The following is a 19,726-nucleotide window of genomic DNA, read 5'->3' as shown; positions in this document are numbered from 1 at the left end:
GTCATGAACCTGCATAGGCCACGCATCGTGGACCTCAGCGAGACCCAGCACAACCGCAAGCGCGGAGGCGACCTCCGGGCCATGCTCACGCCGACCGCGGTGGGTGCGACCAGCGGCTTCATGGGCCTCGCGCTCATCGAGCCGGGTGACCGCATCGGCGAGCACTACCACCCGTACTCCGAGGAGTTCGTGTATGTGGTGAGCGGCCTGCTCGAAGTGGATCTGGACGGCGAGACCCACAGCATGCGGCCCGATCAAGGTCTCCTCATCCCGCCGCATGTGCGCCACCGCTTCCGGAATGTGGGGGACGACGAAGCCCGGATGGTCTTCCATCTCGGCCCGCTCGCCCCCCGCCCTGAACTGGGGCACGTGGACACCGAGGACAACGACATGGTCGACCAGGGGCCACCGCCGGACAGAACGGCGGCCGCCTCATGAACCGGCGCGTCGCGGTCACCGGCATAGGTGTCGTCGCGCCGGGCGGCATCGGTGTACCGGCGTTCTGGGACCTCCTCGCGAACGGCCGTACGGCGACGAGGGGCATCACCCTCTTCGACCCGGCGGGTTTCCGGTCGCGGATCGCGGCCGAGTGCGACTTCGATCCGCTGGCACACGGGCTCGACCCGGAGCAGATGGCGCGCTCCGACCGGTACGTCCAGTTCGCGCTGGTCGCCGCCGAGGAAGCGCTCGGCGACTCCGGGATCGATCCGGGCGGCGAGGATCCGTGGCGCATCGGGGTCTCCCTGGGCACCGCGGTCGGCGGCACCACCCGGCTGGAGCAGGACTACGTCGCGGTGAGCGCGGGCGGCGCCCGCTGGGACGTCGATCACCGGCCGGCCGGTGACCATCTGCACCGGGCCTTCTCACCGAGCTCCCTGGCATCGGCGGTCGCCGAACAGGTCGGTGCGCACGGGCCGGTGCAGACCGTGTCCACCGGATGCACCTCCGGCCTCGACGCGATCGGGTACGCCTTCCACGCCATCGAGGAGGGCCGGGTCGATGTGTGTGTCGCGGGCGCCTCGGAATCCCCGATCTCGCCCATCACGGTGGCGTGCTTCGACGCGATCAAGGCGACATCGCCGAACAACGACGACCCCGAGCACGCCTCCCGGCCGTTCGACGCTCGGCGTGACGGCTTCGTCATGGGCGAGGGCGGCGCCGTACTCGTCCTCGAGGAGCTCGAACATGCCCGCGCCCGCGGCGCGAACATCTACTGCGAGATCCAGGGCTACGCCACATTCGGCAACGCCTACCACATGACCGGGCTGACCGCGGACGGTCTGGAGATGGCCAAAGCCATCGACACCGCTCTGCACCACGCCAGGCTCGACAGCTCCGCCATCGACTACGTCAACGCGCACGGCTCGGGCACCAAGCAGAACGACCGCCATGAGACCGCCGCGGTGAAACGCTCGCTGGGCGCACACGCGTACGAGATACCCATGAGCTCGATCAAGTCGATGGTCGGGCACTCGCTCGGCGCCATCGGTGCCATCGAGGTCGTGGCGTGCGTGCTGGCCCTGGACCGTCAGACGGTCCCGCCGACGGCGAACTACGAGTCCCCGGACCCCGAATGCGACCTGGACTACGTGCCACGCACCGCTCGATCCGCGGCCCTGCGCAGCGTGCTCTCGGTGGGCAGCGGGTTCGGCGGGTTCCAGTCCGCCGTGGTGCTGACCCGCTCCCGTGGGAGGACACCATGAGTCAACCGAACGACCGGCGCGCGGTCATCACCGGCATCGGTGTCGTCGCCCCCAACGGGACGAGCACCGAGACGTTCTGGAAGAGCACGCAGGAGGGCATCAGCGTGCTCGACCGCATCACCCGAGAGGGGTGCGAGGACCTTCCGCTGCGGGTCGCGGGCGAGGTCCGCAGCTTCGCCGTCGACGCACTCGTCGAGGAGCGCATCCTTGTCCAGACCGACCGGTTCACCCATTTCGCCATGGTGGCGGCGGACCTCGCCCTCGCCGACGCGGAACTGACCAGGACCGACTACGAGGGCCGGCCCTTCGGCGTCGGTGTGGTGACCGCGGCAGGTTCCGGCGGCGGCGAGTTCGGCCAGCGCGAACTGCAGCGGCTCTGGGGACAGGGGCCGACCTACGTCGGTCCGTACCAGTCCATCGCCTGGTTCTATGCGGCGAGCACCGGGCAGATCTCCATCCGCGGTGGTTTCAAGGGCCCGTGCGGGGTCGTGGCGAGCGACGAGGCCGGTGGCCTCGACGCGATCGCCCACGCCGCGGGAACCGTCCGCCGGGGCACCGACGCGGTGGTCGTCGGCGCGGCCGAAGCGCCGCTGGCGCCGTACTCGATGGTCTGCCAGCTCGGCTACGCGGGACTCAGCACCGAGGAGGACCCCACCCGCGCCTATCGCCCCTTCACGTCGGGGGCCTGCGGGTTCGTCCCGGCCGAGGGCGGTGCGATGTTCCTCGTCGAGGACGAGAGAGCCGCCGTCGGCCGCGGGGCGCACATCAGGGCCGAAGTGGCCGGGCACGCCATGACCTTCACCGGCGCCGACCGGTGGGAGGAGTCCCGCGAGGGACTGGCGCACGCGATCCGCGGGGCGCTGCACGAGGCGCACTGTGCGCCCGATGAGGTCGACATCGTCTTCGCGGACGCGCTCGGCATCCCCGCCGCCGACCGTGCCGAAGCGCTGGCCATCGTCGACGCACTGGGCGCTCATGGCCGGCGGGTTCCCGTGACCGCGCCCAAGTCGGGTATCGGGCGGGCCTACTGCGGAGCGCCGGTGCTGGATACCGCCGCCGCCGTTCTGTCCATGGAGCACGGCCTCGTACCTCCGACGCCGAATGTCTTCGACGTCTGCCACGACCTCGATGTGGTCACCGGCCGTGCCCGCCCCGCCGAACTGCGGACCGCGCTCGTGCTGAGCCGCGGCCTCATGGGCTCCAACTCGGCGCTGGTGCTCCGCCACGCCGTCAACACCCCTTCGTAAGGAAAGAGGAAGTCCTCATGACCCCTGAACTCGACTACCGGGAACTGTCCGCGCTGATGAAGAAGAGCGCGGGGATCACCGTCGATCCGAAGGAACTCGAGAGCCGGACGGAGGCCCGGTTCAGCGACTTCGGTCTCGACTCGCTGGGTCTCCTCGGCATCGTGGGCGAACTCGAGAACCGGCACGGTCTGCCGCTGCCTCCCGACGCCGACAAGTGCAAGTCGCCCCGCGAGTTCCTCGACCTCGTCAACAACGCCCTCGTGATGGAGGCCTGACATGGCGCACACCGAGAACGAGATCACCATCGCGGCGCCGCTGGACCTGGTCTGGGACGTGACCAACGATCTCGAGCACTGGCCGCAGCTGTTCAGCGAGTACGCGTCCATCGAGATCCTGGCCGAAGAGGGGAACACCACCACCTTCCGCCTCACCATGCATCCGGATGACAACGGCAAGATCTGGAGCTGGGTGTCGGAGCGTACGACCAACCGCGCTTCCCGCACGGTCGTGGCCCGCCGGGTCGAGACCGGCCCCTTCCAGCACATGGACATCCGCTGGGAGTACACCGAAGCCGTGGACGGTACCCGGATGCGCTGGGTCCAGGACTTCGCGATGAAGCCGGAAGCTCCGGTGGACGACGCCTGGATGACCGACAACATCAACAAGAACTCGGTCGTCCAGATGGGTCTCATCCGCGACAAGATCGAACAGCGCGACCACGAGCGCCCCACCCCCGAGCCCGCACCCCGCTGACGACCGCCGGCGCCGCCCCGGCACAGGGCGGCGCCCGAAGAGAAGGGACACCCCCCGATGCACCAGGCCCTGATCGTTGCCCGTATGGCGCCGGGTTCCGCGCCGGACATCGCCAAGCTCTTCGAGGCGTCGGACCGAGGCGAACTGCCTCATCTGGTCGGCGTCACCCGGCGCAGCCTCTTCCAGTTCGGTGACGTCTATATGCACCTGATCGAGTCGGAGAAGCCGCCCGGCCCAGAGATCGCGAAGGTGACCGGGACGCCGGCCTTCCAGAACATCAGCGACCAGCTCTCCGCGTACATCAGCCCGTACAACCCGGAGACCTGGCGGAGCCCCAAGGACGCGATGGCCCAGCAGTTCTATCTCTGGGAGCGCGACGGCGCCGCCTGAACGGACATGTGCAACGCCCCGAGCCCGGCTCCGTGCCGGGCTCGGGGCGTTGCACCTGCCCCGGGGCGTCGCACACGTTCTGCGCGCCGTGTGCGGAACGGTCTTCTAACGGCCTCCGGCCGGCACCGTGCACTCGAACGCGTGAAGGTACGCGTTGACCGGCCGGATCTCCCCGACGACGAGCCCCGCCGCGGTCATCCGGTCCACCAGACTCTGCCGGGTGTGCTTGGCGCCGCCCACATTGAGCAGCAGAAGCAGATCCATCGCCGTGGTGAACCGCATGGACGGACTGTCGTCGACGAGATTCTCGATGATCACGACCCTGGCTCCCGGGCGGGCCGCGGCGATCACGTTCCGCAGGGTCTTCCGGGTGCTCTCGTCGTCCCACTCCAGGATGTTCTTGATGATGTAGAGGTCCGCGTCGACCGGGATGTTCTGCCGGCAGTCCCCGGCCACGATGCGGGCGCGCCCGGACAGCGGACCGCCGTCCCGCAGCCGGGAGTCCGCCCGCGCCACCACGCCGGGCAGGTCGACCAGCGTCCCCTGGATCTCGGGATGCTTCTCCAGCAGACTCGCCAGCACGTGCCCCTGGCCGCCACCGATGTCCGCGACCGTGGACACTCCGGCCAGGTCGAGAAGCGCCGCGACATCCAGCGCCGACTGCATGCTGGAGGTGGTCATCGCTCGGTTGAAGACCTGAGCCGACTCGGTGGCGTCCTGGTGGAGGTGGTCGAAGAACTCCTTGCCGAACACCTGCCGGAAGACGCTGGACCCGGACCGAACGGCGTCGTCCAGCCGCGGCCAGACGTCCCAGGTCCAGGGCTCCGTGCACCACAGGGCGATGTAGCGCAGGCTCTGCGGATCGTCCTCACGGAGCAGCCGGGACATGTCGGTGTGGACGAAGGTGCCGTCCTCGTTCTCGGCGAACACCCCATAGCAGGACAGGGCGCGCAGCAGACGCCGCAGCGGCTCGGGCTCGATGCGCAGGGCCGTCGCGATCTCTTCCACCGGGGCGGGCGACTCGGCCAGCGCATCCGCTACGCCCAGCCGCGCCGCCGCACGTACGGCGGCGGCGCACGCAGCACCGAAAGCGAGCTCACGCAGCCGCATGGCCGGCTGAACGGTGGGGGAACAGGTGCAGGCCGCTGCGGGTGGTGGGGGTGTGGTGCTCACTGTGGTCATACGGCTTCGTTTCTCCTTGCGGGGGACATCCTGGTGGCGGTCGGTGGGGTGGCTTCGGACGGGACGGGCCGTTCACCCGCCGGTGCACAGCCCGGCCGGCCGGTGCCGGCCGGCCGCCGGTTCACCGGTGGGTGAACGGCTGTGTGGAGCCAGGTGGATCAGCAGGTGCCGGTCGGCTGGGAGGCTCCGCAGCGATTGCGCTCGAAGGTGTTGCCCGACCCGGTGTTCGTCCCGGCCAGGTCGGCCGGCTTGTTGCCCTGTACGACGTTGTCCCGGATGGCGTTGTCGCTGTTCGCCGCGCCCACGAAGCTCTTGAAGAGCACGATGCCGCCCGAGTACGGCGACTTGCCCACGTTGTCCTGAATCGTGTTGGAGCGCACCAGGGTGCCCTGGGAACCCGTGAGGACGATGCCGGCGCCCTGGAGTGCGGGCATCCGGGCGGTGGCGGCGCAGGACTTGTTGTTGTGGTGGATCTGGTTGCCGCTGATGGTCATCTGGCCGGCCGCGGGCTTGTTCTCGTCACCCACGACGAACACGCCGCCGCAGTTCCCGGTGACCTCGTTACCGATGACGGCGAGGTTGCGGACCCGCCGCAGGGTGACACCGATCCGGTTCGCCTCGAGGCGGTTGGCCTGGACCACGGTGCCCCGGGTGTCGGTGGCGCCACCCTCGCTCTCCACCACGTTCGCGATCATGATGCCGGAATCGCCGTTGGCCCGGACGGTGTTGTGCCGGAACACTCCTCGTACGGACTTCTCCTGCGCGATGCCCCACGTCCCGTTCTTCTCGGACACCACCTGCTGGACGACCAGCCTGTCGGTTCCGGAGGCCCAGACACCGTTCTTCTTGAAGCCGGAGAGCGCGAGCGAGCGGATCTGCACGTCGCGGACGGGCTTCGACGCCGTGCCGAGCACACAGATCCCGTTGCCCTGCTTGGCGCAGCTCTGCGCGGCCTTGGCCTTCTTCGTTGACTTGGTGGCTTTGGTCGCTTTGGTCGACTTGGCGGGCTTGGTCGTCCTGTTCCCCGGTACGAGCACCGTCCCCGACCCCGACCCCCGGAGGGTGAGGCCGGGTTTGGTGATCAGGACGCTCTCCCGATAGGTGCCGGGGGCGATACGGATGACGTCCCCGGGCTTCGCGGCATTCACCGCTGCTTGGATCGATTCACCCGGATGCACCATCCGCGGGCCGGCGGCGACTGAGGGCGGGGCCGCGGCCAGTCCGGTACCGGCGGCGACGGTGATGCATGCGAGGAGCTTCAGCTGTTGTTTGGTCATGAGCCGAAACTAAGAGGAATCACCCACCCCTGCCACACAGGGTGAGCGTTCGGGCACACAGGGGAGCTCGGGGGGATGAGGGCGGGCTCGCGGGGGGTGGGCCGCCGCCTCGCACAAATGAAGGGGCGGGTCCCTGGCTGCGCAGGTCAGTCCCGCTTCACGAGGCTCGCCGGGTGCCGCCCTCGGTATCCCGTCGGGCAGCTTCCTTGAGCGATGCCCGGATGTCCTGGCGCTGACGCCACCACCCGACCACCGAGCCCGTCTCGCCCCGCCGGTGAGGCGGTACCAGGAACTTCGGCCAGTTGAACCAGGCGATCGTGGCGTGCAGCGCCAGCAACGGCAACGAGCCCAGGACGAGGCATCCGCCGACCACATCGGCAACGGGTCCCGCGCCGCCGGCGGCAGCGCCAACGGCGACGATGCCGAGGGTCATGCACACCACCCAGCCCGCGAGGGCGACGACGCCGCGTTCATGACCACTGATGACCGACGGGTTCGCCGAGTACCGGTAGCCCGACAGATCGGGCGCCCGATCCGAGCCGGTCCAGTGAAGCCATGCCGCCCATACGGAGAACAGGCTCAACGCACCCATCAAGACGATGACGAAGATCCCGAAACTGAGGTCTGCCACAGTCCCTCCCGGGCGTCAGTACTGACGGGACGCCTCAGTATCCGCGCAGAATCGCGAAGGCGCCCCGGTCGGGGTCGCACCGAACGGAACGTGAGGGAGGTGGCGCCGATTCCGGCCGCGGACCCGTCGTGACGTGCGGCACCGTACTGTCTCGGCCGCGTGCGGTTGGGTGTTGGTTGCTGGTCGCACCTGCCGAGTCGAACTACGTTTCACTGATGGACGACTGCACCACGTGACCCGTCCGATTCACCCTCTTCGCAGAGCGGTCCGGGCTGTCGACCCTGACGGTATGGGGGTTTCCGAAAAGGGTCCGTGTTGGCTCGGCGGCGGGCAGTCGCCCTGCCCGTACTGCGGCCTGCTGGGGGATCGTGTTTTGACGCTGGAACACGACTGGGTGCTGCTGGAGCCGGACATGATGCCGCCGTCTCACACGGTGCCGGCGGAGCATCGCTGGATAGTGCTGGCCGATGGACGGGTGACTGTCTACGGCGTGTGCCCACCTGATCCATCCCAGAGGTGCCGCATCGAGCATCGGCTCGCCTGTCCGGCCCAACCGCTGCCGGACCTGTGGCAGTGGCTTACGTCGCTGCGTGGGGAGAACGGGCGACGAGTTGAGCGCCAGGCGGTTCCGGAACCTCCGGAGTCCCGGGAGGAGTGGCCGGACGCTGGATGAGGGCCGGCGTCGTTGCCGTGTCCGGCCGTCGTGATGCCCGAGGTTGGCCTGGGCAGACGCTTCAAGAACCTCTCCAGGACATTGCGCAGACCCCGACACAGAGCTGCTCAAGGCTGCATCCGCCTGCACACACGCGAAGACCCCTGCCTCAGCGTTTCCGCGCGATGCCTCAAGGGGAGCCGGTGCTCAGCGTGTTGGTCGTCGTATGCGATGTTGCCGGGCAGGCTTTGCAGGTCACGGATGTCCTCCTTCCTGCCGATCGGCAGGAACTTGAAGACACGTACCGGCGCGGCTGAGCTCCTCGATCTATTGGGAGTCGCGTACAACCTTGCGGCTCTCTCGTGAGTCCAGTGAGGCGATTGAGCTCTAGGTTATGCAGCTCTCGCCTCCCTGCCGTTTGTGTCGTCCCGCATGAGGAGTTCCGTTGTACAGAGCAGTCACAGCCGCGGCCGTGCTCGCACCTCTCTTCGCCGTCACCCTTACTCCGGCGACGGCTTCGGCGGCCGCTCCGTACAAGGGGGCCAACACCGCCGCTGTCCAAGACGACTTCAACGGTGACGGTTATCGCGACCTGGTCGTGGGCGCTCCCGAGTCCGCCAATGGATCGGTGGAGGAAGCCGGTGCCGTGGTCGTTCTGTATGGGTCGGCGTCATCCGTGAGTGCCACGCGTCGGGCCGTGATCACTCAGGCGACGGCCGGGGTCCCCGGTACATCCGAGGACGGGGATGGGTTCGGCTCGGCGGTTGCCAGTGCCGATCTGGACCGGGACGGGTACGCGGATCTGGTCGTCGGCACGCCCCATGAAGAGGTCGACGGCAAGCAGTCCCGGGGCTCCGTGACCGTTGTGTGGGGTGGGTCCCATGGCCTTCAGGGCGGCGCAAGCATCTCCGCGCCCTCCGGGTTCGGGGACGGTCTGACCTATTGCGGATTCGGGATGTCCCTGGCCACGGGAGACATGAACGGGGACGGTGCCCCGGAAGTGGGTATCGGTTCGCGCTGCGAGGCGGCCTCCTATGCCGGCCCCTTCACTCGCACCGGCAAGGCCGCCACCCACTACCGGGAATGGCGCGTCAACGCCCGCAGTCTGGTGATGGGCGACGTGAACGGCGACGGCAGGGCGGAACGGTTCTGGCTGCCTGGCCCCTCGGACGACGACATCCGCGGATCCGTGTTCGTCGACAACGGCCCGATCGGCGACGTTCCCATGACGACCTGGCCCACGAAACTGCCGTTCGCCGACGGCCACGCCGGCCAGATCGGTGACGTCAACGGTGACGGCTACGGTGACCTCGTCACCGCCATCGCGGACGACGAATCCACGATGAACATGCCTGGTGCCGCGCACCGCGGCGGCGAGATCCAGGTTCTCTACGGAAGTGCACAAGGCATCACCGCCGACCAGCGGCCGAAGGTCTTCCACCAGGACACGGCGGGGGTTCCCGGCACGGCGGAGGACGGCGATCGTTTCGGCCAGTCGCTCAGCGTAGGCGACGTCAACGCCGACGGCTACGCCGATGTCCTCGTCGGTGTCCCCAGCGAGGGAGTCGGCGCGCACGAGATGGCCGGCACGGCCGTCCTGCTGCGCGGTTCCGCCACGGGTCTGACCACGACCAAGGCGGTCGGCTACACCCAGAACACGGCCGGCGTGCCCGGCACTGCTGAGACCGGCGACCAGTTCGGAGCCTCGGTCCACCTCGCCGACCTCAACAAGGACGGCAAGGCCGAGACGGTCGTCGGCGTTCCCACGGAGAACAGTGACGGTTGCCTGTGGATCGCCCGTGGCTCGACCACCGGCCCCGTCCTCAGCGGCTCCACCAACCTGTGCGGCACGAGCGCCGGCATCGCCGTTCGCGGCGTGAAGGGCTACTTCGGGGCGGCCCTGACGAGCCCTCACATCGCCTTCTAGAGCTTTCTGCGCGTGCCGCGAGGGCGTGCACGATTCCGTGCCCCTCTATTCGCTTATTCGCTGCGCTGCGCTTGAGCTCTGATGCGGTTTCCCTGTACCGGTGGAGCCGGTGCTCGTCTCCGTTGGCCTGACTGGTCTCAAGGTGGTGGCCACGCCGCTAAGTGTGCGTGTGTGCCAGGAGCGTGAGGTGGCGGCACTGGCGCCCCTCTCAGGAGTGCTGACAGCCGAGCAGGTGTACAGCATCGCTCGCCATCGCCAGGCTTGGATCGGGGCCTTCGCCGACGCGCACAGCCGAGTGCGGGCTCACGCCATATCCCGGACCCCACCTGCGGCAATGCCTCAAGATCCCGTCCACGCCTCGTCCACAGACCCCGACATGCGGCGGCTCCAGGCTGCATCCGCCTGCACATACGCGAAGACCCCGGCCTCAGCGTTTCCGCTGGTGACGGGGTCTTTGGGCACCTCATACAAGGTGCCCCCGGCAGGATTCGAACCTGCGCACACGGCTCCGGAGGCCGTTGCTCTATCCCCTGAGCTACGGGGGCGTTTCGGCGGGTTAGCGCCGACTGGTGAAACCCTACCAGCTCAGATGGGGTGGCCATGAACGGGTATTTCCGGAGGCGCGAGGTCCGTTGGTGGACGCGGGGGTGGAAGTGGGCAAAACCGGGACGCGGTGGTGTCGGCGGTTCTACGCTCATGAGTGTGCCGGGTGCGTTGGGCCGGGTGCTTGTTGTCGATGACAACAAGGTCATCCGGCAGCTGATCAGGGTCAATCTCGAGCTGGAGGGCTTCGAGGTCGTGACCGCGGCTGACGGTGCCGAGTGCCTGGATGTCGTCCACCGGGTCGCGCCCGATGCGATCACGCTCGATGTGGTGATGCCGAGGCTCGACGGGCTGCGGACCGCGGCGCGGCTGCGTTCCGATCCGCGTACCAGCCGGATCCCGCTGGCGATCGTCAGCGCGTGTACGCAGCAGGAAGTGGAGAGCGGGCTGGCGTCCGGGGTGGACGCCTTTCTCGCGAAGCCCTTCGAGCCTGCCGCGCTGGTCCGGATGGTTCGGCAGCTGGTGGGGCTGGAGAGCCCGCCGGACCCTGTGCGGCCGTGCGGCAACCCCGGTCCGAGCCGGCCTGCCGGGCGGGCGGGGAGTGCGCTCGGCTGACCGCCGCGCCGCCCCGCGAGCTGCCCGCATGGCGAAACCGGTTCGCGGAGACGCCCCCCTTCTCCCATACGCTGGTCCCGTGACCCCCGCCGAGCTCTCCTGTGCCGTCACGCGCGCCGTGCGCCGCGCGGTGGACGAGGGTGCCCTGCGGGTGGCTGTCCCCGAACACGTCAGGGTCGAGAGGCCCCGGCCCGGCGGCCGGGGGGACTACGCCACGAACGCCGCGCTGCGGCTGGCCGGCCCCGCCGGTATGCCTCCCCGGGCGGTCGCCGAAGCGCTCAGGGAGCGGATCGCCGGTACGCGGGGGATCGAACGGGTCGAGATCACCGGGCCGGGATTCCTGAACTTCACGCTGGTTCCTGACGGCGCGGGCACCGTCGTACGCAGGGTCATCGAGCAGAGCGCACGGTACGGGCGAGGGGCACGGACCACCGGCGCGGCACCCACGAGTGTTCTCGCACGCACCACAGGTCCCGCACGCACCACCAACCCGGCACCCTCGACCGTCCCAGCAGGCACCACCGACCCCGCCGGCCCACCCCTCTCCGCCAACAGCACCACAGCCGGCCCCGCAGCCACCCTCCATCCGGTGCAGCTCGAACGCCTGGGGCCGGACGCCGCCTGCTGGGACTCGCTGCTCGGCGGCGGGGAGCAGCTGCTGGTCCGGCGGGAGAGCAATCCGCTGTTCCGCGTCCAGTACGCGTACGCCCGCAGCCGCGCTCTGCTCCGTAACGCGGAGGACCTCGGCTTCCGGGCCGCTCAGGACGAGGACGGCGTGCGGGCGCCCGCGCTGCTCGCCGCGCTGACCGATTTCCCCGCCTTCGCCGAAGCTGCCGACGCCGAGGGTGCCCACGCCCATGCCGAGGCCGCCCCCGGTACGGCCGGCGGCACCGGGGCAGCCCAGCGACTCGCCCGGCATCTGGTGGCCGTGGCGGACGCGTTTCTGGAGTTCCACGTCACCGTGCTGCCCGTCGGTGACGAGAAACCCTCGGCCGCCCACCGTTCCCGGCTCGCCCTCGCCGAGGCCGCCGGGACGGTGCTCGCAGGCGGCCTGTCCCTGCTCGGCATCAGCGCACCCGAACACATCTGAAAGAGCGAAGAGATGAGCCGTTCCGCACACCCCGCCGGGCCCCGGCACGCCGATGTCTACACCGAGGGGCACTACTCCGCCCCTGCCGAGGACCTCAACTCCCTGGACGAGAAGGTCTGGGCCCGTACCGTCGGCCGCGACAGCGACGGGGTCGTCACCGTCGGCGGGATCGAAGTCACCCGGCTGGCCGAGGAGTTCGGCACCCCCGCCTACTTCCTGGACGAGGCCGACTTCCGCGCCCGCTGCCGGGCCTGGGCCGAGGCCTTCGGGCAGGACGCCGATGTGTTCTACGCCGGGAAGGCCTTCCTGTCCCGGGCCGTCGTGAAGTGGCTCAGGGAAGAGGGGCTCAACCTCGACGTCTGCTCCGGCGGTGAGCTGACCACCGCCCTGGACGCCGGGATGCCTGCCGAGCGGATCGCCTTCCACGGAAACAACAAGACCACCGGCGAGATCGAGCGGGCCGTCGACGCCGGTGTCGGGCGGATCGTGCTCGACTCCTTCCAGGAGATCGTCCGGGTCGCGCACATCGCCCAGAGCCGCGGCAAGCGCCAGCCGGTGCAGATCCGGGTTACGGTCGGCGTCGAGGCGCACACCCACGAGTTCATCGCCACCGCGCACGAGGACCAGAAGTTCGGGATCCAGCTCGCCGACGGTCAGGCGGCGGAAGCCGTCCGCCGGGCGCTGAAGCTGGACGGGCTGGAACTCATCGGGATCCACTCGCACATCGGGTCACAGATCTTCGACATGGCGGGCTTCGAGGTCTCCGCGCGACGAGTGGTCCAGCTGCTCGCCGACATCCGCGACGAGCACGGGGTCGAGCTGCCCGAGATCGACCTCGGCGGCGGCCTCGGAATCGCCTACACCACGGAGGACGACCCCCGTGAGCCGCACGAGATCGCCAAGGCGCTCGGCGAGATCGTCACCCGGGAGTGCGAGTCGGCGGGGCTTGCCACCCCGCGGATCTCCGTCGAGCCGGGGCGCGCCATCGTGGGGCCCACCGCCTTCACGCTGTACGAGGTCGGCACCATCAAGCCGCTCGAGGGCCTGCGGACCTATGTCAGCGTCGACGGCGGGATGTCCGACAACATCCGCACCGCCCTCTACGACGCCGAGTACAGCGTCGCGCTGGTCTCGCGTACCTCGACCGCCGAGCCCATGCTGGTCCGGGTCGTCGGGAAGCACTGTGAGAGCGGGGACATCGTGGTGAAGGACGCGTTCCTGCCGGCCGATCTCGCACCGGGCGATCTGCTCGCCGTCCCCGCCACCGGTGCGTACTGCCGCTCCATGGCCAGCAACTACAACCACGCACTGCGCCCGCCGGTCGTCGCCGTGAAGGACGGCGCGGCACGGGTGATCGTCCGGCGTGAGACGGAGGAGGATCTCCTGCGCCTCGATGTCGGCTAGTGAAATAGTCGTCTCACAATCCGGACAGGGGATAGAAACTCCCGTCCGGTGAGTGAGACTGGTCCACACCGTAGAAGTATGAGAAGTGAGGTCGGATGATGCGTACGCGTCCGCTGAAGGTGGCGCTGCTGGGCTGTGGAGTGGTCGGCTCAGAGGTGGCCCGCATCATGACGACGCACGCCGACGACCTCACGGCGCGCATCGGTGCCCCCGTCGAGCTGGCCGGAGTGGCCGTCCGCCGTCCCTCCAAGGCCCGCGAGGGCATCGACCCCGCTCTCATCACCACCGACGCGATGGCCCTGGTCAAACGCGGCGACATCGACGTGGTGGTCGAGGTCATCGGTGGGATCGAGCCCGCCAGGGCGCTGATCACCACCGCCTTCGAGCACGGCGCGAGCGTGGTGTCCGCCAACAAGGCGCTGCTCGCCAAGGACGGCGCCGCCCTGCACGCGGCCGCGCAGGAGCACGGCAGGGACCTCTACTACGAGGCCGCCGTCGCCGGTGCGATCCCGCTGGTGCGTCCGCTGCGCGAATCGCTCGCGGGCGACAAGGTGAACCGCATTCTGGGCATCGTCAACGGCACCACCAACTTCATCCTCGACAAGATGGACACCACCGGCGCCGGGTACTCCGAGGCGCTCGACGAGGCCACGGCTCTCGGCTACGCGGAGGCAGACCCCACCGCCGACGTCGAGGGCTTCGACGCCGCGGCCAAGGCCGCGATCCTGGCCGGTATCGCCTTCCACACCCGGGTGCGCCTCGACGACGTCCACCGCGAGGGCCTCACCGAGGTGACAGCGGCCGACATCGCGTCCGCGAAACGCATGGGCTGCACCGTCAAACTCCTCGCCATCTGTGAGCGCGCGGCCGACGGGAAGTCCGTCACCGCCCGCGTCCACCCCGCGATGATCCCGCTCAGCCACCCGCTGGCATCGGTCCGCGAGGCGTACAACGCGGTCTTCGTCGAGGCCGACGCGGCCGGGCAACTGATGTTCTACGGCCCCGGCGCCGGTGGTTCGCCGACCGCGTCCGCGGTCCTCGGCGACCTGGTGGCGGTCTGCCGCAACACGCTGGGCGGGGCCACCGGCCCCGGCGAGTCCGCGTACACACGTCTGCCGGTCAGCCCGATGGGCGACGTGATCACGCGGTACCACATCAGTCTCGACGTGGCCGACAAGCCGGGCGTTCTCGCCCAGGTTGCTACGGTCTTCGCCGAGCAGGGCGTATCGATCGACACGGTGCGCCAGCAGGGCCGACAGGACGGAGGCGGCGAGGCCTCTCTCGTCGTCGTCACCCACCGCGCGCCCGACGCCGCCCTTTCCGGGACCGTCGAGGCGCTGCGCAAGCTCGACACCGTGCGCGGTGTCGCCAGCATCATGCGTGTTGAAGGGGAGTAAGGACCCATGACCAGCCAGGGCACCCACCAGTGGCGCGGCATCATCGAGGAGTACCGGCACCGCCTTCCGGTCACGGAGGCGACGCCCGTCGTCACGCTCCGTGAGGGAGGCACGCCGCTCGTTCCCGCTCAGGTCCTTTCCGAGCGTACGGGCTGTGAGGTGCACCTCAAGGTCGAGGGCGCCAACCCCACCGGGTCCTTCAAGGACCGCGGTATGACCATGGCGATCAGCCATGCGAAGGAGGCGGGCGCGCAGGCGGTCATCTGCGCCTCCACCGGTAACACCTCCGCTTCGGCCGCCGCATACGCCGTGCGCGCCGGCATGGTCTGCGCGGTCCTGGTGCCGCGGGGGAAGATCGCGCTGGGCAAGATGGGTCAGGCGCTGGTCCACGGCGCGAAGATCCTCCAGGTCGACGGCAACTTCGACGACTGTCTGACGCTGGCCCGCTCGCTCTCGGACAACTACCCGGTGGCGCTGGTCAATTCGGTCAACCCCTCCCGTATCGAAGGCCAGAAGACCGGTGCCTTCGAGATCGTCGACGCGCTCGGCGACGCCCCCGACATCCATGTGCTGCCGGTCGGCAATGCGGGCAACATCACCGCGTACTGGAAGGGCTACAAGGAGTACGCGGCGGACGGTCTCGCCACCCACGCGCCCCGGATGTGGGGCTTCCAGGCGTCGGGATCCGCTCCGATCGTGCGGGGCGAGATCGTCAAGGACCCGTCCACGATCGCGACCGCGATCCGGATCGGCAACCCGGCCTCCTGGCAGTACGCGCTGGCGGCCCGGGACGAGTCGGGTGGCGCCATCGACGAGGTGACTGACCGTCACATCCTGTCTGCCTACCGGCTGTTGGCCTCCCAGGAAGGTGTCTTCGTGGAGCCGGCCTCGGCCGCTTCGGTGGCCGGCCTGCTGAAGGCCGCCGAGGAGGGCAAGGTCGACCGCGGCCAGAAGATCGTGTGCACGGTCACCGGCAACGGCCTCAAGGACCCGGACTGGGCCGTCGCGGGCGCCCCTCAGCCGGTCACCGTCCCGGTGGACGCCGTCGTGGCCGCTGAGCGTCTCGGGCTCGCCTAGGTCTTCTCCGATCCCGGATCAGGCCGGCGAGCCCGGCACGATCCGGACGAGAGGCCATGGCGCCGGCCGCGGCAGGCAGCGTCCGCCCATTCGGTGGACGCACCGCCTGTCACGGCCGAGGAGTCGCAGCGCCCCGTTTGGTTGAAAGGCGCACAGGCGGCCTGCGACACGCATCGTGCGCCTCCTGTGCGCCCTATGTCGCGGGAGAACCTTCCTTCGATAAGCTGTACTCAACCCACCCCGCCGCATATGCCGCGGTGTTGTTGCCGTGCCCGCCCCAGGATGCCCGTAGGGTGGCCCGGTCAGGGCTCCGGAGGGTTGAACCCTCCGGGAACGCAGCAGACACCCCGCAGCAGAAATCACGCAGTCGAAACAGGACTTGCAGTCTCACAAGGAGAGTCGTCAGAGCGATGGCCGGTCCCGCATTCCGTGCCGCCGCCGTCCGGGTGCGCACGCCTGCCTCCAGCGCCAACCTCGGGCCGGGCTTCGATGCCTTCGGCCTGTCGCTGGGGCTGTACGACGACGTCGTCGTCCGGGTCGCCGACTCCGGTCTGCATGTCGACATCGCAGGCGAGGGAGCCGACACGCTTCCCCGCGGCGAGCAACACCTCCTCGTACGGTCGCTGCGCACCGCCTTCGACCTGCTGGGCGGGCAGCCGCGCGGCCTCGAAGTCGTCTGCGCCAACCGCATCCCGCACGGCCGCGGCCTCGGCTCCTCGTCCGCCGCCATCTGTGCCGGAATCGTCGCCGCCCGGGCGGTGACCATAGGCGGCGCGGAGAAGCTGGACGACGAGGCCCTGCTGGAGCTCGCCACCGAGATCGAGGGACATCCCGACAACGTGGCCGCCTGTCTGCTCGGCGGCTTCACACTCGCCTGGACCGACGGGGGAGCGGCTCGCGCGATCAGGATGGAGCCCGCGGAATCCATTGTTCCGGTGGCTTTCGTCCCCAGTAGACCGGTGCTCACCGAGACCGCGAGGGGACTTCTTCCGCGGACCGTCCCCCATGTGGACGCGGCTGCCAACGCGGGCCGTGCGGCCCTGCTCGTCGAGGCGCTGACCAGGCGCCCCGAGCTGTTGCTCGCCGCCACAGAGGACCGAATCCACCAGGAATACCGTGCTCCGGCGATGCCCGAGAGCGTGGCCCTGGTCAACCGGCTGCGGGCGGACGGCGTCCCCGCGGTCATCTCCGGCGCGGGCCCCACGGTGCTCGCGCTGGTCGAGAACGGTGCGGCCGACAAGGTCGCACGGCTGGCCGGCGAAGGGTGGGCCGCCAACCGGCTGCCGCTCGACGCCTCGGGTGCGAGCGTCCTGCCGCTGGGCACATAGGGAGCGCCCGATTGCCGGTGAACGAGAGGGGGAATATTTGCTGGATCCGGTAGTGTTAACCTCAAGTCAGCACTCGACGTCCTTGCGACGCGGTGCTTCGTGTCCCCATCAGGGACCGCATTTCCTTCCGGGAGCCTCCCCAACTGCCTGAGCAGCCTGCCTGAGCAGTTGCGAGCACGCTCCGGAACCGGCCTCTGCCGGACCCCAAGCACGTTATGTCCTCCGCCGTACCCCGGCGGACCACCGCCCCGGACTCGGTTCACGATCTGAAGATCACGGACCGCAGCCGGACAGCACAACCGGTCGCCGTGCCAGACAGGCCGACGTCCGCTCCAGGGAAGGACCCTTCGTGAGCGACACCACCGATCTGATGGGCGCGACCGCCGACAAGTCTGTCGACGCCGCGTCCGCCGCCGGTGCTGCCACCGGCAGTACCACGCGGCGCCGCCGCTCCGGCACCGGCCTCGACGGCATGGTCCTGGCCGAGCTGCAGCAGGTCGCGTCCGGCCTCGGCATCAGGGGCACCGCGCGTATGCGCAAGAGCCAGCTGATCGAGGTCATCAAGGAGGCGCAGGCCGGTTCTTCCGCGCCGAAGAGCGCCCCGGCCGCCGAGACCGCAGAGGCCAAGCCGAAGCGCCGCGCCACTTCCAAGTCCCGCACGGGCGACGAGCCCGCGGCAGCGGAGAAGTCCGCCGCGCAGCAGCAGATCGACATTCCCGGCCAGCCGGCGAGTGACGATCAGCCGGCCGGCGAGCGCCGTCGCCGCAGGGCCACCGCGCAGGCGGGCAGCCCCGAGAGCGCGACCGCCGCCGCCGAGACGAAGGCCGCCAAGGCCGAGAACCGCTCCGCGGCCACCGACGTGAAGACCGAGGCTCCGGCCGAGGCCAAGGCCGAGACGGCCACCGACACCGCCGAGGGCCGTCGTGGTGACCGCCAGGACCGCGGCCAGCGCCGTGACCGCCAGGACCGGGGCGACCGCCAGGAGCGCGGTGAGCGTCAGGACCGCGGTGACCGCCAGGAGCGCGGTGAGCGCGGCAACCGCGACCGCCGTGACCGCGGGGGCAAGGGCGAGGAGCAGCAGGGCGGCGGACAGCGTCCGCAGCGCCAGGGCAACCAGGGCAACCAGGGCAGCGGCCCGCGTGCCGACGAGAACGACGACGACTTCGAGGGCGGTCGCCGCGGTCGCCGCGGACGGTACCGCGACCGTCGTGGCCGTCGTGGCCGCGAGGAGTTCGGTGAGGCGCCCCAGGTCGCGGACGACGACGTACTGATTCCCGTCGCGGGAATCCTGGACATCCTGGACAACTACGCCTTCATCCGGACCTCCGGCTACCTGCCGGGGCCGAACGACGTGTATGTCTCGCTCGCCCAGGTCCGCAAGAACGGTCTGCGCAAGGGTGACCACGTCACCGGTGCGGTCCGCCAGCCGAAGGACGGCGAGCGGCGCGAGAAGTTCAACGCGCTGGTCCGTCTCGACTCGGCGAACGGCATGGCGGCCGAATCCGGGCGCGGGCGCCCGGAGTTCCAGAAGCTGACCCCGCTGTACCCCCAGGACCGCCTCCGTCTGGAGACCGACCCGGGCGTACTGACCACCCGGATCATCGACCTGGTGGCGCCGATCGGCAAGGGCCAGCGTGGTCTGATCGTGGCCCCGCCGAAGACCGGTAAGACCATGATCATGCAGGCCATCGCCAACGCGATCACGGTCAACAACCCCGAATGCCACCTGATGGTCGTCCTCGTCGACGAGCGGCCCGAGGAAGTCACCGACATGCAGCGGTCGGTGAAGGGCGAGGTCATCTCCTCGACCTTCGACCGTCCCGCCGAGGACCACACCACCGTCGCCGAGCTGGCCATCGAGCGCGCCAAGCGTCTCGTCGAGCTCGGTCACGACGTGGTCGTGCTGCTCGACTCGATCACCCGCCTGGGCCGTGCGTACAACCTGGCGGCCCCGGCCTCCGGCCGCATCCTCTCCGGTGGTGTCGACTCGACGGCGCTCTACCCGCCGAAGCGCTTCTTCGGTGCCGCGCGGAACATCGAGGACGGCGGTTCGCTGACCATCCTCGCCACCGCGCTGGTCGAGACCGGTTCGCGGATGGACGAGGTGATCTTCGAGGAGTTCAAGGGCACCGGCAACATGGAGCTCAAGCTCGACCGGAAGCTCGCCGACAAGCGCATCTTCCCCGCCGTGGACGTCGACCCGTCCGGTACGCGTAAGGAAGAGATCCTCCTCAACTCGGAGGAGCTCGCCATCGTTTGGAAGCTGCGCAGGGTGCTGCACGCACTCGACTCGCAGCAGGCGATCGAGCTGCTGCTGGACAAGATGAAGAAGACCAAGTCGAACGCCGAATTCCTGATGCAGATCGCGAAGACCACACCTTCGCCCGGCAACGGCAACGACTGACCTCCGCAGTACACGACAACCGGCCTGCCGCGTCACGGAAGTGATGCGGCAGGCCGGTTTGCTCTGTCCCCGGTGCGGCGACGGGCGACCTCGAACCCGTGCGGGC

General features: G+C 69.4%; 18 protein-coding genes and 1 tRNA gene. 15 read left to right on the top strand and 4 right to left on the bottom strand.

Annotated features, from left to right (window positions below; all coding sequences use genetic code 11):
• Positions 1 to 3 precede the first annotated feature (3 nt).
• The 6 genes from OHS16_RS09285 to OHS16_RS09260 are packed head-to-tail and all read left to right on the top strand — an operon-like array spanning position 4 to position 4,093.
• On the top strand, positions 4 to 438 hold the full coding sequence (locus OHS16_RS09285; RefSeq protein ID WP_328536700.1) for a cupin domain-containing protein: 435 nt from the start codon (positions 4 to 6) through the stop codon (positions 436 to 438).
• Positions 435 to 1,703, top strand: a complete 1,269-nt coding sequence (locus tag OHS16_RS09280; RefSeq protein WP_328536699.1) for a beta-ketoacyl-[acyl-carrier-protein] synthase family protein — start codon at positions 435 to 437, stop codon at positions 1,701 to 1,703. Before OHS16_RS09285 ends, OHS16_RS09280 begins: the two co-directional genes overlap by 4 nt.
• Entirely contained in the window at positions 1,700 to 2,950 is a 1,251-nt protein-coding gene (locus OHS16_RS09275) for a ketosynthase chain-length factor (protein ID WP_328536698.1), read from the top strand. Before OHS16_RS09280 ends, OHS16_RS09275 begins: the two co-directional genes overlap by 4 nt.
• Before the next feature lie 17 nt (positions 2,951 to 2,967).
• The gene (locus OHS16_RS09270; RefSeq protein WP_328536697.1) at positions 2,968 to 3,225 is read left to right on the top strand and encodes an acyl carrier protein; all 258 of its coding nucleotides are present in this window, start codon (positions 2,968 to 2,970) and stop codon (positions 3,223 to 3,225) included.
• A 1-nt stretch (position 3,226) separates the two neighbouring features.
• Positions 3,227 to 3,703 carry an SRPBCC family protein gene (locus OHS16_RS09265; RefSeq protein ID WP_328536696.1) on the top strand — a complete coding sequence of 159 codons (477 nt, stop codon included), beginning with the start codon at positions 3,227 to 3,229 and terminating at the stop codon, positions 3,701 to 3,703.
• A 57-nt stretch (positions 3,704 to 3,760) separates the two neighbouring features.
• The gene (locus OHS16_RS09260) at positions 3,761 to 4,093 is read left to right on the top strand and encodes a TcmI family type II polyketide cyclase (protein WP_328536695.1); all 333 of its coding nucleotides are present in this window, start codon (positions 3,761 to 3,763) and stop codon (positions 4,091 to 4,093) included.
• A 105-nt stretch (positions 4,094 to 4,198) separates the two neighbouring features.
• Here OHS16_RS09260 and OHS16_RS09255 read toward each other — a convergent pair whose 3' ends face one another.
• The 3 genes from OHS16_RS09255 to OHS16_RS09245 all read right to left on the bottom strand — a co-directional run bounded on the left by OHS16_RS09255 (position 4,199) and on the right by OHS16_RS09245 (position 7,183).
• The gene (locus tag OHS16_RS09255; protein WP_328536694.1) at positions 4,199 to 5,275 is read right to left on the bottom strand and encodes a methyltransferase; all 1,077 of its coding nucleotides are present in this window, start codon (positions 5,273 to 5,275) and stop codon (positions 4,199 to 4,201) included.
• A 158-nt stretch (positions 5,276 to 5,433) separates the two neighbouring features.
• Positions 5,434 to 6,552 carry a right-handed parallel beta-helix repeat-containing protein gene (locus OHS16_RS09250; protein ID WP_328536693.1) on the bottom strand — a complete coding sequence of 373 codons (1,119 nt, stop codon included), beginning with the start codon at positions 6,550 to 6,552 and terminating at the stop codon, positions 5,434 to 5,436.
• A gap of 157 nt (positions 6,553 to 6,709) precedes the next feature.
• A complete protein-coding gene (locus OHS16_RS09245; RefSeq protein ID WP_328536692.1) occupies positions 6,710 to 7,183 on the bottom strand; it encodes a hypothetical protein in 474 nt (157 codons plus the stop codon).
• 289 nt (positions 7,184 to 7,472) lie between these two features.
• Here OHS16_RS09245 and OHS16_RS09240 point away from each other — a divergent pair, with 289 nt between their 5' ends.
• Positions 7,473 to 7,856, top strand: coding sequence for a DUF6083 domain-containing protein (locus OHS16_RS09240; RefSeq protein ID WP_328536691.1), 384 nt, complete (start codon positions 7,473 to 7,475; stop codon positions 7,854 to 7,856).
• 424 nt (positions 7,857 to 8,280) lie between these two features.
• Entirely contained in the window at positions 8,281 to 9,762 is a 1,482-nt protein-coding gene (locus tag OHS16_RS09235) for a hypothetical protein (RefSeq protein ID WP_328536690.1), read from the top strand.
• A gap of 473 nt (positions 9,763 to 10,235) precedes the next feature.
• On the opposite strand, the gene OHS16_RS09225 is transcribed toward OHS16_RS09235, so the two are convergent.
• A tRNA-Arg gene (locus tag OHS16_RS09225) sits at positions 10,236 to 10,307 on the bottom strand.
• Between the two features lie 151 nt (positions 10,308 to 10,458).
• Between OHS16_RS09225 and OHS16_RS09220 the strand changes: the two genes are divergently transcribed.
• The 7 genes from OHS16_RS09220 to rho all read left to right on the top strand — a co-directional run bounded on the left by OHS16_RS09220 (position 10,459) and on the right by rho (position 19,620).
• Complete coding sequence (locus OHS16_RS09220) at positions 10,459 to 10,920, top strand: response regulator (RefSeq protein ID WP_443042582.1); 462 nt, start codon at positions 10,459 to 10,461, stop codon at positions 10,918 to 10,920.
• Between the two features lie 79 nt (positions 10,921 to 10,999).
• Entirely contained in the window at positions 11,000 to 12,010 is a 1,011-nt protein-coding gene (nrtL, locus tag OHS16_RS09215; RefSeq protein WP_328536688.1) for an ArgS-related anticodon-binding protein NrtL, read from the top strand.
• A gap of 12 nt (positions 12,011 to 12,022) precedes the next feature.
• Positions 12,023 to 13,414, top strand: a complete 1,392-nt coding sequence (gene lysA / locus OHS16_RS09210; protein ID WP_328536687.1) for a diaminopimelate decarboxylase — start codon at positions 12,023 to 12,025, stop codon at positions 13,412 to 13,414.
• Positions 13,415 to 13,509: 95 nt separating this feature from the next.
• Positions 13,510 to 14,811, top strand: coding sequence for a homoserine dehydrogenase (locus OHS16_RS09205; protein WP_328536686.1), 1,302 nt, complete (start codon positions 13,510 to 13,512; stop codon positions 14,809 to 14,811).
• A gap of 6 nt (positions 14,812 to 14,817) precedes the next feature.
• Positions 14,818 to 15,888, top strand: a complete 1,071-nt coding sequence (gene thrC / locus OHS16_RS09200) for a threonine synthase (protein ID WP_328536685.1) — start codon at positions 14,818 to 14,820, stop codon at positions 15,886 to 15,888.
• A 410-nt stretch (positions 15,889 to 16,298) separates the two neighbouring features.
• Positions 16,299 to 17,216: a homoserine kinase gene (thrB, locus tag OHS16_RS09195; protein WP_328536684.1), complete on the top strand. Its 918-nt coding sequence runs from the start codon at positions 16,299 to 16,301 to the stop codon at positions 17,214 to 17,216.
• Between the two features lie 349 nt (positions 17,217 to 17,565).
• Positions 17,566 to 19,620, top strand: coding sequence for a transcription termination factor Rho (gene rho, locus OHS16_RS09190; RefSeq protein WP_328536683.1), 2,055 nt, complete (start codon positions 17,566 to 17,568; stop codon positions 19,618 to 19,620).
• Positions 19,621 to 19,726: the final 106 nt, after the last annotated feature.

This window comes from Streptomyces sp. NBC_00344, from assembly GCF_036088315.1.
Classification (GTDB): domain Bacteria; phylum Actinomycetota; class Actinomycetes; order Streptomycetales; family Streptomycetaceae; genus Streptomyces.
The sequence above is the reverse complement of the archived record's forward strand: the minus strand, read 5'-3'. Positions and strand labels throughout refer to the sequence as shown.